12 protein-coding genes are annotated in these 15,369 nt (G+C 57.1%); 2 read left to right on the top strand and 10 right to left on the bottom strand.

The window, feature by feature from the left end; all coding sequences use genetic code 11:
- Positions 1–214: 214 nt before the first annotated feature.
- From M3223_RS14250 to M3223_RS14215, 8 genes are all read right to left on the bottom strand, one after another.
- Positions 215–1,366: a multidrug effflux MFS transporter gene (locus M3223_RS14250; protein WP_251563000.1), complete on the bottom strand. Its 1,152-nt coding sequence runs from the start codon at positions 1,364–1,366 to the stop codon at positions 215–217.
- Between the two features lie 250 nt (positions 1,367–1,616).
- Positions 1,617–2,978 (bottom strand): PQQ-binding-like beta-propeller repeat protein, encoded by a 1,362-nt coding sequence (locus tag M3223_RS14245; RefSeq protein WP_251562561.1) that lies wholly within the window; start codon positions 2,976–2,978, stop codon positions 1,617–1,619.
- A gap of 197 nt (positions 2,979–3,175) precedes the next feature.
- Positions 3,176–4,180, bottom strand: a complete 1,005-nt coding sequence (locus M3223_RS14240) for an ABC transporter substrate-binding protein (protein WP_251562559.1) — start codon at positions 4,178–4,180, stop codon at positions 3,176–3,178.
- Between the two features lie 168 nt (positions 4,181–4,348).
- Complete coding sequence (locus M3223_RS14235) at positions 4,349–5,938, bottom strand: helix-turn-helix domain-containing protein (RefSeq protein WP_251562557.1); 1,590 nt, start codon at positions 5,936–5,938, stop codon at positions 4,349–4,351.
- Positions 5,939–6,109: 171 nt separating this feature from the next.
- Entirely contained in the window at positions 6,110–7,186 is a 1,077-nt protein-coding gene (locus M3223_RS14230) for an ABC transporter substrate-binding protein (protein WP_251562555.1), read from the bottom strand.
- Positions 7,183–8,031, bottom strand: coding sequence for an ABC transporter permease (locus M3223_RS14225; RefSeq protein WP_251562545.1), 849 nt, complete (start codon positions 8,029–8,031; stop codon positions 7,183–7,185). Before M3223_RS14225 ends, M3223_RS14230 begins: the two co-directional genes overlap by 4 nt.
- Positions 8,028–8,792 (bottom strand): ABC transporter permease, encoded by a 765-nt coding sequence (locus tag M3223_RS14220; RefSeq protein WP_285891296.1) that lies wholly within the window; start codon positions 8,790–8,792, stop codon positions 8,028–8,030. Before M3223_RS14220 ends, M3223_RS14225 begins: the two co-directional genes overlap by 4 nt.
- 38 nt (positions 8,793–8,830) lie before the next feature.
- A complete protein-coding gene (locus tag M3223_RS14215) occupies positions 8,831–9,985 on the bottom strand; it encodes an ABC transporter ATP-binding protein (protein ID WP_251562541.1) in 1,155 nt (384 codons plus the stop codon).
- A 403-nt stretch (positions 9,986–10,388) separates the two neighbouring features.
- Here M3223_RS14215 and M3223_RS14210 point away from each other — a divergent pair, with 403 nt between their 5' ends.
- Positions 10,389–12,212 (top strand): C40 family peptidase, encoded by a 1,824-nt coding sequence (locus tag M3223_RS14210; protein ID WP_251562539.1) that lies wholly within the window; start codon positions 10,389–10,391, stop codon positions 12,210–12,212.
- 227 nt (positions 12,213–12,439) lie between these two features.
- On the opposite strand, the gene M3223_RS14205 is transcribed toward M3223_RS14210, so the two are convergent.
- Positions 12,440–13,096 carry a hypothetical protein gene (locus M3223_RS14205; RefSeq protein WP_251562537.1) on the bottom strand — a complete coding sequence of 219 codons (657 nt, stop codon included), beginning with the start codon at positions 13,094–13,096 and terminating at the stop codon, positions 12,440–12,442.
- 101 nt (positions 13,097–13,197) lie between these two features.
- Between M3223_RS14205 and M3223_RS14200 the strand changes: the two genes are divergently transcribed.
- Positions 13,198–14,169: an aldo/keto reductase gene (locus M3223_RS14200; protein ID WP_251562999.1), complete on the top strand. Its 972-nt coding sequence runs from the start codon at positions 13,198–13,200 to the stop codon at positions 14,167–14,169.
- A 212-nt stretch (positions 14,170–14,381) separates the two neighbouring features.
- Here M3223_RS14200 and rbsK read toward each other — a convergent pair whose 3' ends face one another.
- Positions 14,382–15,368 (bottom strand): ribokinase, encoded by a 987-nt coding sequence (gene rbsK / locus M3223_RS14195; protein ID WP_251562535.1) that lies wholly within the window; start codon positions 15,366–15,368, stop codon positions 14,382–14,384.
- Position 15,369: the final 1 nt, after the last annotated feature.

The raw sequence follows: 15,369 nt of genomic DNA, 5'->3' as shown, positions 1-15,369 counted from the left end.
TCCGATTATAGGATGGCACACACGATCGCTAAAGCGGCGCGGGATTGAACTTGCTCTAAATCTCCAGGCGGCGCGGGCCTCGTTCCTGAGACGGAGACAGAGACGGAGACGGAGACGGAGACAGCATGGAATGGAACAGCAAAAAGCGGCTCCATGAGAGGAGCCGCTTTTTGCGGAACAACACCAACAACCGGTCGAATTTCAAATTAGCGTGTTAAGCTGCTTTCCTGCGCAGCAGCACCAGCATCGTTAACAAAGCAAGCACATGCGCGCCAGCGATAACGGCGGCCAGCGGCAGCGCCGTACCGCTCCCTCCGAGACCGGACAGCGGCGAAGCCAGCGCCCCGATCAGGAACTGCAGCGTGCCAAGCAGCGCCGATGCGCTGCCTGAGGCCCGTCCGGCATTTTCCATCGCCAGCGACGATGCGCCTGTTCCGACAATCCCCACACTGGACACAACGACAAACAGCGAGACGAGCACCGCCCATAATCCGGCCTCTGCCAAAACCGACACCAGCAGCGCCGCTCCCCCGCACAGCGCAATGATTACACCGGAGCGGAACAGTCGCTCTGTGCCGACGCTCACCGCCAGCCGTCCCGCCAGCTGCGAAGCGATAATGATGCCAACCCCGTTGGCCGCGAAAATAAATCCATAGGTCGAGGCAGAAACTCCGTACACCTCTTGCAGCACAAAAGAGGAGCCGCCGATGTACGCAAACATCGCTCCGGACACCAGACTCATCGTCAGCACAACGCCCATGAAGGAGCGATCCTTTAAAAACAGGCCGAAATTGCCGACCGTCTGTCCCAGTCCTCCCGTGACGCGGCGCTCCTTGGGCAGCGTTTCCGGCAGCGACCACATTGCCGAGACGAGCAAAATAACGCCAAGAACCGCCAGGCAAACAAAGGTGCCTCGCCAGTCGACAAAACGCAGCAGCTGCGCTCCAACGATCGGAGCGATGATCGGCGCCGCCCCATTAATGAGCATCAGCTGGGCAAAAAAGCGGGTCATCTCCGTGCCGGAGTATAGATCCCGAACGATTGCCCGGGCAATGACGATGCCGGCCGCGCCGGACAATCCCTGCACGAGCCGGAGGACCAGCAGCATGCCGATCGAGCTGCTGAAGGCGCATAACAGGGAAGCAACCGCATAGATGCCCAGCGCGATGAGCAGCGGCTTGCGCCTCCCTCTTGCGTCGCTTAGCGGCCCGGCCAGCAGCTGGCCCGCCGCAAGGCCGATCAGGCAGGCGGTCAGGCTGAGCTGGCCGAGCGAATCGGCTGCGCCGAGCTCGCGGGTCAGCTCCGGCAGCGCCGGCAAATACATATCCAGCGAGAACGGGCCAATCGCTGTCAGCGAGCCGAGCATCACGGCCAGACCCCAGCGGCGGGAAGGCGCAACAGCTGCGGCTGATTTGGAGTCGGGCTCATGGTCGGCGATCGGCCGCGCTGTATCTTCACGGTTGGTCGCCTGCTCCTTTACATGACCCGTCTTAGATGTAGATGACATAAACGTCTTGCCTCATTTCACTTAGCGCTTAAATTCTTTACCCATCGTAACGCAAATGATGCGGCGAGCCAACCCTATTGGCATGAAAGGCTGCTCTCAAACTCCCCGCTTAAAGAAGCGCCTTAGGCAGTTTTACAGCTATAAGTTTGCTTCCCGACTGAATGAGCAGAACGCTGCCGCTTTTAAGCGTTTGGCGATAGTAGCGCTCCCCCGTTTTCACCTGGAAAGCAGGTTTTCCCGTAGCCAGATTGATGCCGATTAATCTTCCGTCCGTCTGTCCGATGTAAACGCCGTTGCCGTACACATCGGTGCGAGCTGCCGAATTGTCTCCGTTCCATGCAGCATGCTGGCCGTTTGCCGTTTTGACTCCAACAAGCGCTCCCGTACGCCAGTTGCTGAAAAACAGCCGGCCGGCATGCGGAGCTGCGACGAACTGGACGTCTCCTCCCGGCTTGGAGTATCGCTGCAGCGGCTGAATGCCTGTCTTGTAGCTGCTGAAGTCATATCGCAGCACCTGCGTATCCGTCTCCACGTACAGATCGCTGCCCTGCAGCTTCGCACTGCCGTATCCTCCGCTTGGATAAGGCGTGTCCCCCGGTCCCGCCAGATTAAATATGTAGTCGCGGCTGCCTTTTTTTGCACCGGTCCTGGCGTTAAACAGATTTATCGTCACCTTGCGTTCTTTCGTCTGGTCATCGGCCGGATACGATTCAAAAAGGGAATATACAAGGCCGTCCTTGACTTGCAGCGGCGCAGCTTGGCGGAAGGCGTTCCACAGGCTCTTGCCGGTTTTGGCATCAATGGCGTTCAGCTGGATCGCCGTCAGTGCGCCTTGAACCATATAGGTGACGTACAAAATTCCGTCTGTTTCGCCCACAATCGATCCTGAATAATCCGCGCGCTCTTCCTTGGTCTGCCAAAGTTTTTTGCCAGATGCAGCATCCCAGGCATGAACCGTATTACCGATCTGCGTATAAACACGGCTGCCGATCGATACCGGAGTTATGCCTTTGTCAGCGGCGCCTTTGCCTGTCTTCCAAATATGCTTTCCGTTGGAAGCGTTAAGAGCGGCGAGGCTTCCGTCCTGCTGCAGGATAAAGACCGATCTTCCTCCTAATGCAATCGCCGGCTGCAGCGCCTTTCCGTAAACGAACAATTGCTTGCCGGTTAGCAGACTTTTGGCAACCAGCCTTCCGCCCGAGATCGCATAAACGATTTCATCCCCAACAACAGCTGCAGATGAGTAAAGCTGCTCCTTGCCGTCCAGAGGCATGGACCAAAGAGGCTTCAGCTCTGCCGCCAGAACAGGACTTGGCGGATAACCTTCCGTTGAAACAGCAGGCGTTTCAGCTCGCGCTGCCCCAGCCGGGGAGACAGAGCCCAGCAGAAGAGCCGTTCCAAGCAGCAAAGCGGATGCCGTGCGCCATTGCTTCCGAGGATAGTTTATTCCCTCACCTTCAAACCTTGTCATGTTAATCTGTTTCCTGCTACGTTTTCCACCAAGGAGCATAGGTATTAACCACCTTTTCTATTGAATTAGATGAATCATACAACCGATCCAATCCCATATTCACCCAAATTTAGACGACCGGAAGCGATAAATGTTGCACACCACGCCAAACAGCAGCTCCCGGACCTAAGTCCACAGAGCTGCTGTCAGCGATCGTTTTATCCGGCGAGCCAGTTCGCCAGCTCTTCGGTCTGGGAAAGGACCGCGATTGGATCGTAATACCAAGAGCGTTCTTCCTTCCAAACGTACACCCGATTATTTTTGAATGCAGGCAGCGTGCCCCATAACGGGTCCTTGCGCAGTTCTTCCAAGGACAGACTATTGGAGGTGATGACTAGATAGTCGCCTGCATATTTCCCTACCATCTCAGGGCTTAGCTCCGCCCACTGTTTCTCCATCAGCTCATCGGCGACGCCCGCAGGAGGCTTGCGTCCCAGTGCCTGATAAACCGGTTGACCGCCACGCCCGAAGTTGTCCCCGTACACATAAATCGACTTATCCGCAACCTCTAGAATCGAGAAGCTTGCCTCCGCTGGCAAAGCCTGATCCACTTTCGCCTTCGCCGCAGCAATGCGTTCATCGTATTCCTTCAGCCAGGTTTTGGCTTCCTCCTGCTTGCCGAGCAGCTCTCCGAAATAAGTCAGCTCCTCATGAGCGTTTTTGAGATCCCCGTACGGAACGACAACCGTCGGAGCGATTTTGCTCAGTTGAGCGTAATTCTCGCTGCTTGAAGAGAGGATCAGATCCGGATCGAGCTCTACGATTTTTTCAAGATTCATTTTACCGTATACACCCGTATCGGCCACTCCCTGCAGCGCCTCTTTAAAATAGACGTTCTGGAGCGTCAATCCCGGCGCGCCAACAGGCTTGATGCCAAGCGGGATAAGGCTGCCTAAGTACTCCTCCGCCACGATCCGCTTTGGATGGAGAGGAATCTCAATTTCGCCAACAACCGTTTTCACCTTCTTGAACTCCGAATTTCCAGCCGGTGCGGCGGAAACATTCGCGGATGCCTCCTCGGTTGCCCCGTTATGGCTATTCGTCGTTTCGGAACCGCCTCCACATGCCGTTATCGTCAGCACCAGAGCAAGCAGCAGTGCCAGCAGCCACCCTTTTCCTCTCTTTGTGCGTCCAGGCGTCCAACTTCCCGATCTAGCTGTCATTTCCTCGTGCCCCCGTTTTCTCAATTGATATTCATTCTCAATTAAGGGTACAAAAAGCAGTCTCGCTTGGCTATGCCTATCTATGATGCATCGGGATGGACTTTCGTGATGCATCTGTATGCACCCCCTAACACCGTCCGCCAGATGCAGCGCAGCTGTCGCTGGACTTTAAGGAGCAGCAGGCTTGAAGAGCAATACTTCCTCCAGCTTGTGCAGCTGCGCTTCGCTCGACAGCGGATCATAACCAAAAAACAGCTCCGAGGAATCAAGCATGTGAACTCGGCCCTCAGCGGCCGCCTTCATCGCCAGCCAGGGCTCGGAGCGCATCATGCGCTCCCACCTTTCGGCGGATTCGATTGAGCCTGGAGCTCCCGTTACAAAAACAAAGTCCGCGTCATAGAGAGGAAGCTCTTCCAATGCCGCTTCCACATAGCCCTTCTGTTCCCATTCCGTGTCAAGCATACGCAGCGGCATACGAAAGCCGAGATCGCCGTATAACAGCTGGGCGCCTCTGCCGTTGCTTGCACAGATGGCATATGCCTTGTTCCGGCCAATCTCCCATATGATTGCAGTGCGCCCTTCACCGTATCGCTGTCCAAGCCTTTCTCGCAGCCGTTCGGATTTTTCGCCGATGCGGCTGAGCAGCTTCTCCGCATAGGAGCGCCGATCTGTCATATCGGCAATGAGCCGAAACTGATCCTGCCAGCTTATCCGGCGATGCGGCAGCTGTACGACAGGGCCGAGCTCCAGCAGCCTGTGCTCCGGATTTTCCGACTCGTAGCTTAAAATGACATCCGGCGGCTCCACTTCGGGCTCCAGCGCCTCCCGTCCGCCCAGCAGCATTTGAGCGTTGCGAACCGGGCGCGCTCCATGCGTTCGAACGAACCATTCGGAGAAGATTCCCCACTCCGGCCGGATGCCAAGCGCCCAAAGCGATGCGCTGTGGTTGACATTAAGCGCCGCCGGTCTTAACACAGTCTTGTTATAGCGGGAAGGAGCGGTCCCGGTCAGCTGTTTGAACTTACGGCTCAAATATAAACCGTCGCTGTATCCGACCTGCCGGGCGAGCTGATCGAGCGTACCCGAATGGCCGGACAATATCTTTTCTTGAACCTTCCGTACGCGCAGCAACGTCAAATAATCCGTCAGAGAAGCCCCTGTTCTTTTCCGAAAGCAACGCGAGAAGTGTTCCGGACTGACTCCTGCTCGTTCGGCAAGCCGGTCCCGGCTCATATCATCCCAATATTGGGAATGGATATAGAGCAAGCTATCCTCCATCCACGATTCCGGCTCGGCTTCCCTTCGTTGCAGATCGTGATGGATTTGCTTCATTAGTTCAATGAAAAGAGCTTGCAGCTGCCAAGGCTGCTGCCGGGAAGCGCTCCAGCCGAAGGCCAGACTTTTGGCGGCGGAGATCGTTTCCTTGTCTGCCCGAATCGGACGAAGCCGATTCTGCGTTGACTCCGTACCACCGTGCAATTCAAGCTCAAGCAGTATGCCCGCCGCAGCTCGCCCCGCTTCCAAACGGACATCGCTGCCCGGAGGCAGCAGCAGCAGCTCACCAGGAGACAGCTCCAGCGGACCATCCAGCATGCCCTCCAAGGTCAGCCCGTTCAACCGCCCTTCCCATACGACGATCAGCAAAGAGCTGGAGGAATTTCCGGCCAGCCCGCCTGCCACCCCGTCCTCCAGCTTATGAATCCGCAGCGGAAAGCCAAACATCGTTCCAGGCGGCGGCGCAGCACCTATAGACGACAAGTTCCTTCCTCCTTCACGCAAAGCGGAACCGAAGGTTCCCCGATCTAATTGATAACAATTCTCAATATTATCCCGTTCCCGATTCCCTTTGTCAACGTGAGCCGGAAAAGTGTGCTGGGCAAAAAAAACTCTCAAGCCGGTTGGCTTGAGAGAGTCCGTTCGAAACACAGCTTATTTCCGGTGCATTTTAAACTCCAGAAACAGCTCATTGTAGTGCGCCAGCATGCGCTTGCCAAGGTTGTTGTACACCTCAAGGCGCGAGGTCAGCTGCGGAGGCGGATAAAACCGCTCATCGGAGGAGATATCCTCCGGCAGCAGCGGAATTGCCTCCTTGTTCGGCGTGGAATACCCGACATACTCGGCGTTTTTGGCCGCATTGGCGGGATCAAGCATGAAGTTCATGAACTTGTGCGCTCCCTCCAGGTTGCGCGCCGTACGCGGAATAACCATATTGTCAAACCAGACGTTGGAGCCTTCCTTCGGAATGATATAGTCGAGCTTGTCGTTCTCGTCCATAATTTCCGCGGCATCCCCCGACCAGACGACGCCTGCGGCGGCTTCCTCTCCGGCCAGCAGCATTTTGATCTCGTCGCCGACAATAGCTTTCACGTTTGGCGTCAGCTTCTGCAGCTTGGCGAGCGTTTCCTGCAAATGCTCCTCCTTTGTATCGTTCAAGGAGTAGCCCAGGCTGTTCAGGCCGAAGCCGATCACCTCGCGCGCCCCGTCCACCAGCATAATGCTGTTGCCAAGACGGGGGTCCCACAGGTCGTCCCAGCTGGCGAACTTAATATCCTCCGGCACAAGCTCGGGGTTATACACCACGCCGACCGTGCCCCAGAAATACGGAATCGAGTAGGCATTCCCCTTATCAAAGCTCAGATCGAGGAAACGCTCGTCGATATGCTTCAAATTCGGCAGCTTGGAGTGGTCGATCGGCAGCAGCAGATCCTCCTGCTTCATTTTATCGATGGCGTACTCCGACGGGACGGCCAGATCGTATGTCGTGCCTCCCTGCTGGATCTTGGTCATCATCGCTTCGTTGGAATCAAACGTTTGATAAATGACCGTAATGCCCGTTTCCTTCTGGAACTGGTCCAGCAGCTCGGGATCGATATAGTCGCCCCAGTTGTAGATCGTCAGCGTATTGGAGCCGGAATAACCTTCACTGGAATTAAGATAGGTCGCCAAATACAGGCAGCCAAGCGCCGCTACGAGAATCGCTGCGAACGAGCGGATCAGGCTTTTCAACGGGACCCCTCCTTTCCGGCTCCGGCAGCAGCCCCGCCCCGTCCCGCCGCATGCTGCGCTCCTGTTCCGCCGCGTCTAGTGATAAAATAATAACCGGCGACGAGCAGCATCGTGAACAGGAAGATAAGCGTGGACAGCGCATTGATCGACAGGGAAATGCCCTGCCGCGCGCGGGAGTAAATCTCTACCGACAGCGTGGAATAACCGTTGCCCGTTACAAAAAACGTTACCGCAAAGTCATCCAGCGAGTACGTCAGCGCCATGAAAAATCCCGCAAAAATGCCGGGGCGGATAAACGGCAGCACAACGCCGGTCAATACCTGCAGGCGGCTTGCGCCCAGATCGCGCGCGGCATCGATGAGCGTAGGGCTCATCTCCTGCAGCTTCGGCAGCACCATCAGCACGACGATCGGAACGCTGAACGCGATATGCGACATCAGCACCGACACAAAGCCGAGCTTGATGCCAATCATCGTGAACATAATGAGAAAAGACGCGCCGATGATGACATCGGGGCTGACGATCAGCACGTTGTTGAAGCTGAGCAGCGTGTTTTTCGTACGGCGGCGGCGCACCTCATAAATCGCCAGCGCGCCCAGCACGCCGAGCACGGTGGACATCAGCCCGGACAGCAGCGCGATGACAAGCGTATTCAGGACGATGATGAGCAGGCGCGTATCGGCGAACACCTCGCGGTACCAGTCCAGCGTGAAGCCTTCGTACCCGTGCATCGTGCCGCCGCTGTTGAACGAGTAAAACGTCAAATAAAAAATAGGCGCGTACATGATCGCAAACACAGCAATCAGATACAGATGGGACCAGCGCCATTTGCGGGTTTCATTCATCTTGATCCCGCCTTTCTTTGTCCGGCCGCAAACATGATGAGCACCATGACGATAATGAGGAATACCGCAATCGTTGAGCCCATGCCCCAATCCTGGGTGACCAGAAAATGCTGCTCAATCGCCGTGCCGAGCGTAATGACCCGGTTGCCGGCGACAAGCCGCGTAATCATGAACAGCGACAGCGCCGGAATAAACACGGCTTGGCAGCCAGCCTTCACGCCGTCGATGGTCAGCGGAAAGACCACCTTGCTGAACGTCGTCCATGCGGAAGCGCCAAGATCACGCGCCGCGAATACGAGCGAAGGATTCAATTCCTCCAGCGCATTAAAAATCGGCAAAATCATAAACGGAATGAAAATATACACCGACACAAACACAAAGCTGAAGTCGGTGAACAGAATTTGCTGCGTGCCGATGCCGATCCATTCCAGCGTTTTGTTGACCGCTCCGTACGTGCCAAAAATGCCGAGAAATGCGTACACCTTCAGCAGCAGGTTGATCCATGTCGGCAGGATGATCAGCAGCAGCCACAGCTGTTTATGCTTTGTACGCGTCAGCAGCCATGCAGCCGGGTAAGCGATCAGCAGCGAAAACAGCGTAATGAGAAAGGCGTACCAAAATGAGCTGAGCGTCATTTTCAGGTAAACCGGCGTAAAAAATCGGGCGTAGTTGTCCAGCGTGAACGCGCCCTCGACGTTAAAAAACGACCGGTACGCAATAAGCGCAATAGGCGCGGCTACAAACAGAATGATCCACAGCATATAAGGCACGAGAAACAGGTTGCGGCTCCGAACGGACACTAGCTGTTCCCTCCCGGACGTCCGGTCTCGATACCCGGCGCCGTCCCGGCCTCTTCTTCATCGCCTTCGCTGTAGGCTTCGAGGCGGGCGTCAAAGTCCTCCTCGGATTCGCCAAAGCGCATAACATGAATCGCCTCCGGCTCGAAGTCCAGGCCGATCACCTCGCCGACAGTCGCCTTGCGCGTCGAATGGACCATCCATTCGTTGCCGGCTTCGTCCATGCAAATAATTTCATAGTGAACGCCGCGAAACAGCTGCGTATCCACCGTTGCCGTCAGCTTGCCCGCCCCGGCAGCCGTAATCTCCAAATCCTCCGGACGCAGCACCACCTCGACCGGTTCGCCGCGACGAAGGCCGCCGTCGACGCATTCAAATGTTTTCCCGGCAAACTCAACCTTTAAGTCCTCCAGCATCCGTCCCGGCACGATGTTGGATTCGCCGATAAAGTCAGCCACGAACCGGTTGATCGGCTCATCGTAAATATCCGTCGGTGTGCCGCTCTGCTCAATGACGCCTTTGTTGAGGACAAAAATTTCGTCCGACATCGCGAGCGCCTCTTCCTGGTCATGCGTAACAAAAATAAACGTAATGCCCAGCCTGCGCTGCAGCTCCCGCAGCTCGTACTGCATCTCCGTGCGCAGCTTCAGATCCAGCGCCGAGAGCGGCTCGTCAAGCAGCAGCAGCTTCGGCTCGTTGACGATCGCCCGGGCAATCGCCACACGCTGCCGCTGGCCGCCGGACATCTCGCGGATTTCCCGCTGGCCGTAGCCCTCCAGATTGACAAAACGGAGCGCTTCCTTCACTTTTCTCTCGATTTCATCCTTCTTCAGCTTGCGGATACGCAGGCCAAAGGCGACGTTGTCGAACACGTTCAGATGCGGGAACAGCGCGTAATCCTGGAACACCGTATTGACCTGACGTTTGTTGGCGGGCACATCGTTGATCAGCTTGCCGTCCATGCGGATCTCGCCGTTTGTCGGCTCCATGAATCCGGCGATAAGCCGGAGAATGGTCGTTTTACCACAGCCTGACGGGCCCAGGAGCGTGTAAAACTTGCCCCGCTCAATGTCGAATGAGACATCGTTCAACACGGGAACCCCGTCCTCGTATTGCTTGGTTACTCCCCGGAATGATATGACCGGTACCTGATTCATGCTGCAGTCTTCCCTCCTCTTGCGCTTGCACGCCCTCCTGCCGCTAAGTAATTCGGACTGGATAGCGCCGGACAAGCCTATGTATGCCAATATTATACCTCAAACCATCTTGGAGGGTACCGCATTTCCGAGTAAAAATGCGCCAGCTGAAGCGTTGGGTTGATTCTTATGACCCATATCCGCAGACCCTCTTCTTCCAATCCGTTCCTGTTTTCGAACAAGAGAAGGCCTCAAGGTTCACTTTTCTTTCGAGATAGAGGACTTTTGATATATCGATTTACTAAAATTGCAATTAAGATTCCCATATGTCGTAAGTCCGATTAACGATAACAATGATCCTGTTATAATACGAAAGTCTGTTTGCCTTTTCCATTACACCTAGACTACGACCAGGAGTGAGATTATGCGCCGTTTGATTTGGACCGGAACCGCTTTTGCCATCATCGCAGCAGGAGGCGCCGCCTATGCGGAGCCATCAAACATTTCACCAGGAGCAAAAACCATTCCAGGACCGGATGCATTCGCCGCATCTTCGACTCCTTCGGCCGATCTGACCAATGCCGACTCAGCGCGGGAGCTGGCGGGCATGAGCTCTGGAGGCGGAGCCGAAGGCAATTCGGCAGGCTCGCCGGAAACGCCGAGCAAGCCCGGCAGCGTCAGCGTTTTGTCGGCTGAGTCCGATTCGCCGATTTCCGAGAAAGGCACGCTCAGCCCAGACGCGCTTGGGGGAGCCGTTGCCGACTACGCGCTCGATTATCTCGGCACGCCCTACCAATATGGCGGAAGCTCCCCGGCAGGCTTTGACGCCTCCGGTTTTCTCTATTACATTTACCGCTATTCCGCAGCGGAAACGATTCTTCCCCGCACGATTGCCGAGCAGTACAAAAACGGCGCTCAGGTCGGCGGGCAGAGCCTGCTGCTGCCTGGAGATGCCGTCTTTTTCAAAAGCGGCGAGACAGTCAGCTTCTGCGGCATCTACATCGGCAACCGCGAGTTCGTGGCCGCTACCGTCGACGGCGTCAAACGCTCCTCGCTGAGCTCGTCTTACTGGCAGGAACGTTATGCGGGAGCCCGCCGTCTGTCCGAAAAATCGCCTGGAACCGGCAGCGGCACCGGTACAGGAGCAAACGAAGGCGGCAGCTCTGGCTCCGGTTCCGGCTCCAGCAACGGCAACGCCGGTCCGGAAGGGGCTGGAACGCTGCATAATACGGCCTACTTCAAAGGTATCGCCCGTTTCCTGGAAAAAGCCAAACCTGTGTTGAAATCCGCTGCGTACACCTCCCTGGAAGATAAGGCCGAGCTGGCTTTCCGGCAGTATGAGCAAGGGCTGTATGCCGAGCTGCTTGCCAATCTGGAGGGCATCGCGGATACGGTTGAAGCGCTGCCGACCAGCGACTTTCAAAAAATCGGCATTAAAAGCTCCGAGCTGTTCGGTTCGTCTTTTTCCGTAGGACTGTACGATGTAACAAGCGAAGGAACGTTGAAGCTGCGCAAGGAATCCGGGTATATTCCGACCGTAAAACAGCATGCCGCAGCGGAGCAGCTATGGAAGCAGATTCGCGCCATTTATCCAAAGTCATACTGGACGCTGGTGAAACAGCTGCGGCTTGAAGTGCATCGGGGCGGGATTTCCCGGGTGGAGACGCTTGGCAAAGGCCAAGTGCGGCTTGTGCTGGACCCTTCCGATTTAACCGCTGGCTCTGCGGCGAAAACGCGCTGGGCGCTGGCACGCGAGCTCGGCAAGCTCGTGACGCAGCAGGGGGCCGGAGGTGCGCAGTTAGATCATATCGGCGGCGCCTCCTCAGCGCTAGGCGGCTCCGGCGGTTTGCTCGGCTCGGCCTTCGCCGGTCCGGCATCCGGCAGCAGCCAATGGGCCTACTACCGCAAGGACTCGCTCATGACTCAGTATTACAGCAAGTTCTGGACGCCGGAGGTCGAAGCAGCCGCGCGCGCCGGCAAACCGATGACCAAGCTGTACACCAAGCTGTTTTTCCGCGATGCAAGCGCGTATCAGGCGCAGGAGGACATCGCCGACGCCTGGGCGGCCTTTCTGCTCTACGATAAACCGTTGCATCCGGCCGATCGGAGAGACGAAAAGATGATGTTTTTCTACTCCAAGCCGGAGCTTGTGACGGTTCGCAGCCAAGCGCGCAGCGGCTTGGGGATGTCCAAGTCTTATCCAAAAACATTGACGTTTGCCGACATGATCGGTCCAAAAAGCTGGTAATGCTGTGAATTAAAGCTTTTTAACATGCTTTCTCTTCTGTCCTCTCTGCCTGTCCGGCGGAGGGGACTTTTTTGGCGCGTCGGCCGCCGTTTTAAAGAAATGAAAAGCCTGAGCGGTCCGCTGCTTGCAGCAGCGCGCTTCAGGCTATGCAGGTATGATATAATCGATGGCGCAACAACGGGGATATGCCAAGCCTTTTTACATGCTGTTCAACCGTTGACTGCAGCCTAACGTCCGCCGATGAGGCCGTTCACGGAATTTTTTAACCCGGACGGCTCCAGGCCGTTCAATTGGGGGAAGCCTTTCCCCTCCAAACTAACCGTACGCCCTCCCTGGATGGGATATACGCCTTGAAGCAGGCCGAGCGGCGCATAGTCTTCCGTTCCTTCCAGCTTACGGAGAAACAATAGATAGTCCAGGTCAGCGGCCCAGGCCCCGGGGTAACGTTCATTCGCCTCCAGCTGCGAAGGCGGCGGCAGCGGCTCAATTCCCGTCGTGACGACGGTGATTTGGTTTTGAGCACTGCCCTTGATCCACTCGCGAACCTTGAGACGCTGGACAAAATTGACCAGCCGCCCTTGCGGGACCCGGCTGGCTGTAGGAACCATCCGATCCGCCTCCTCAAAGCTGCCGACAACGATACAATCTGCATTACGGGCAAGCTCCGCCGCACTGGATTGGGCATTTTGCGGAATTACATCTTTATCGAGCTGAAAAGGCGCTGCAGCATAGCGGGCAGACGCTGCTTCTGAAGCGTTGGCTGCTGCCGCTCCCGCCATACAAGCCAGGCCGCACGCGGCCGCAAGCGAGCAGGCAAGCAGCGGACCGGCTCCCCTGCCGCGCCTGATCAGGTTTTGCAGCTTTTTTTTCAATCGGGCATACATATCAAGCTCCACCTCTCCGGGATAACCATCTAGCGCTAGTATGGATTGGCGGAGCTGGAATATTCATGAATATTACATCGAGGAGGAAGATTCCCATGACGATGACCTACCGGAAACTAGGCGGCAGCGGGCTTAGCGTATCCGCGCTTGGCCTTGGCACGAACGCATTCGGCAAGCGGACGGACGAGGCGGAGAGCATCCGCATTATTCACTCCGCGCTGGACAGCGGAATTAATTTTCTCGACACAGCCAATATTTACGCAGGGACGCTTAGCGAATCTATTATCGGCAAAGCGCTTGCCGGACGACGGACAGAAGCGGTGCTGACGACAAAAGCCGGCCTGCCAACGGGTGAAGGGCCTGGCAAACGAGGGGCGTCGCGCGCCCATCTGATGACGGAGCTGGAAGGAAGCCTGCGCCGCCTGGGGACAGATTACGTCGATCTGTACCAGATTCATACCTTCGATCCCGAAACACCGCTCGAGGAAACATTGCGCACGCTGGACGACATGGTGCGCTCCGGCAAAGTCCGTTACATCGGCGCTTCCAACTATCAGGCTTGGGAGCTGATGAAGGCGCTTGGCGTCAGCGACCGGCTCCAGCTGGAACGGTACGTTTCCATTCAAACCAGCTATTCCCTGGCCGACAGAACGCCGGAGCTGGAGCTGGTGCCGCTCTGCCTCGATCAAGGCATCGGGCTCATTCCATACTTCCCGCTGGCTGGCGGCATTTTGACCGGAAAATATGCCGCAGGAGCCGACGCGCCAAACGGCTCAAGGCTGGAAAAGGACCCGTCCTTCGGCCGTTTCCTCAAAGGCGATGTAATCGGTCTCGGCCAGGACGTCACCGAGCTTGCCGAGGAGGCCGGCTGCGAGCCCGCCGCGCTCTCGATCCGCTGGCTAATGGACAAGCCGGCGGTTGCGTCCGTTATTGCCGGCGCAACCAGCGTCCGTCAGCTGGAAGCGAATCTGCGCAGCCTGGAAATCGCGGCCGAACCGGCCATTCAGGATGAGCTGGAGCGCATTAGCCGGCCGTTCCGCTACGGCGAGCCGTTTGCGAGCTACCGGATTTGACTGGCACGGTAGTTGGATTCGGTAGCCGATTTTCGGCTCCCGTAAGGGCGTCAAACGACCTTACCGCGCTCGGTTTGCCGATTTTCGGGATTTTAAAAAGGGGCTGTCCGCTAGTCACGAATGTGACTAGCGGACAGCCCCCTCGTTTTAGTTGCCAGGCTGCCGGGTCACGGTGCGCTTCTCTCCCGTCCGCCGCCAGATGCCCGCAAGCTTCACCCGGCGGAAGCCGCCAGCGCCGCCTCTACTTCCTCCCGCGAAGGAAGCCCGTCCTGCGCGCCGAACCGGGTGACGGCGAGCGAGGCTGCCTGTACCGCAAAACGCAGCGCGTCCAGCAGCTCCGCATCGCCAACCGAACCAGCCTCTCCGCCAGCCTGCTGCTTCTGGATCAGCTCTCCCAGCTTCACGCACAGTGCCGCGTTAAGCGTATCGCCGGCTCCGGTTGTATCCACAACCTCAACCTTCGGCGCAGAGGCGGTCAACAGCCCGCCGTCCTCGCCGAGGAAGGAGCTGCCCGCGCTGCCGCGCGTTACAATGACACGGCTGCCTACCTTGGCCTGCCAAGCGGCCATCGCGTCGCTCAGCTCCGCTTCGGTCTCGGCGGACACGCCGGACAGCGCCGCGAATTCGGTCTCGTTCGGCGTAATATAATCCGCCAGCTCCAGCAGCTCCTGCGGTAGCTCACGCGCCGGGGCTGGGTTCAGCACCGTCACGATTCCCGCTGCGCGAGCAATTTCCAGTGCGCGCTGTACCGCAGGAAGCGGGATTTCCAGCTGAACGAGCAGCACCTGCGCCTCTTCGATTGCGGCGCGGTTGCTCTCGATCCAGTCCGCGTCGCATTCGCCGTTGGCTCCGGCCACGATGACGATGCAGTTGTCCTCTTTAGTATGATAGATGGACGCAATGCCAGTAGGAGCCGATCTATGCTCGCCGATTCCGGCATCGTTGACGCCCATACGGCGCATCTGCTCCAGCAGCTGGCCGCCAAAAGCGTCCTTGCCGACCCGTCCGATCATCGCGGTGTCCGCACCCATCCGCGCGCAGCCGGCCGCTTGATTTGCTCCTTTGCCTCCAGGCAGCGTGTGCAGCGCGCTGCCGCTGATCGTTTCTCCAGCCTCCGGCATACGCTCCATGCTGATAACAAGATCCATATTAAGGCTGCCGGCCACCGCCACGCGAGGGTTTTGATTGTGTTGACTCATA

It is taken from the genome of Paenibacillus pasadenensis (assembly GCF_023715725.1).
Taxonomy (GTDB): Bacteria; Bacillota; Bacilli; order Paenibacillales; family Paenibacillaceae; genus Paenibacillus_O; species Paenibacillus_O pasadenensis_A.
The sequence above is the reverse complement of the archived record's forward strand: the minus strand, read 5'-3'. Positions and strand labels throughout refer to the sequence as shown.

Coding starts and splice junctions, on each gene's coding strand:
- M3223_RS14250 (WP_251563000.1), bottom strand. CDS start 1,366: ATGCTCGGCTCGCTGACAGCGATTGGCCCGTTCTCGCTGGATATGTAT.
- M3223_RS14205 (WP_251562537.1), bottom strand. CDS start 13,096: ATGTATGCCCGATTGAAAAAAAAGCTGCAAAACCTGATCAGGCGCGGC.
- M3223_RS14215 (WP_251562541.1), bottom strand. CDS start 9,985: ATGAATCAGGTACCGGTCATATCATTCCGGGGAGTAACCAAGCAATAC.
- M3223_RS14200 (WP_251562999.1), top strand. CDS start 13,198: ATGACCTACCGGAAACTAGGCGGCAGCGGGCTTAGCGTATCCGCGCTT.
- M3223_RS14220 (WP_285891296.1), bottom strand. CDS start 8,792: ATGCTGTGGATCATTCTGTTTGTAGCCGCGCCTATTGCGCTTATTGCG.
- M3223_RS14225 (WP_251562545.1), bottom strand. CDS start 8,031: ATGAATGAAACCCGCAAATGGCGCTGGTCCCATCTGTATCTGATTGCT.
- M3223_RS14240 (WP_251562559.1), bottom strand. CDS start 4,180: ATGACAGCTAGATCGGGAAGTTGGACGCCTGGACGCACAAAGAGAGGA.
- M3223_RS14245 (WP_251562561.1), bottom strand. CDS start 2,978: ATGACAAGGTTTGAAGGTGAGGGAATAAACTATCCTCGGAAGCAATGG.
- rbsK (WP_251562535.1), bottom strand. CDS start 15,368: ATGAGTCAACACAATCAAAACCCTCGCGTGGCGGTGGCCGGCAGCCTT.
- M3223_RS14210 (WP_251562539.1), top strand. CDS start 10,389: ATGCGCCGTTTGATTTGGACCGGAACCGCTTTTGCCATCATCGCAGCA.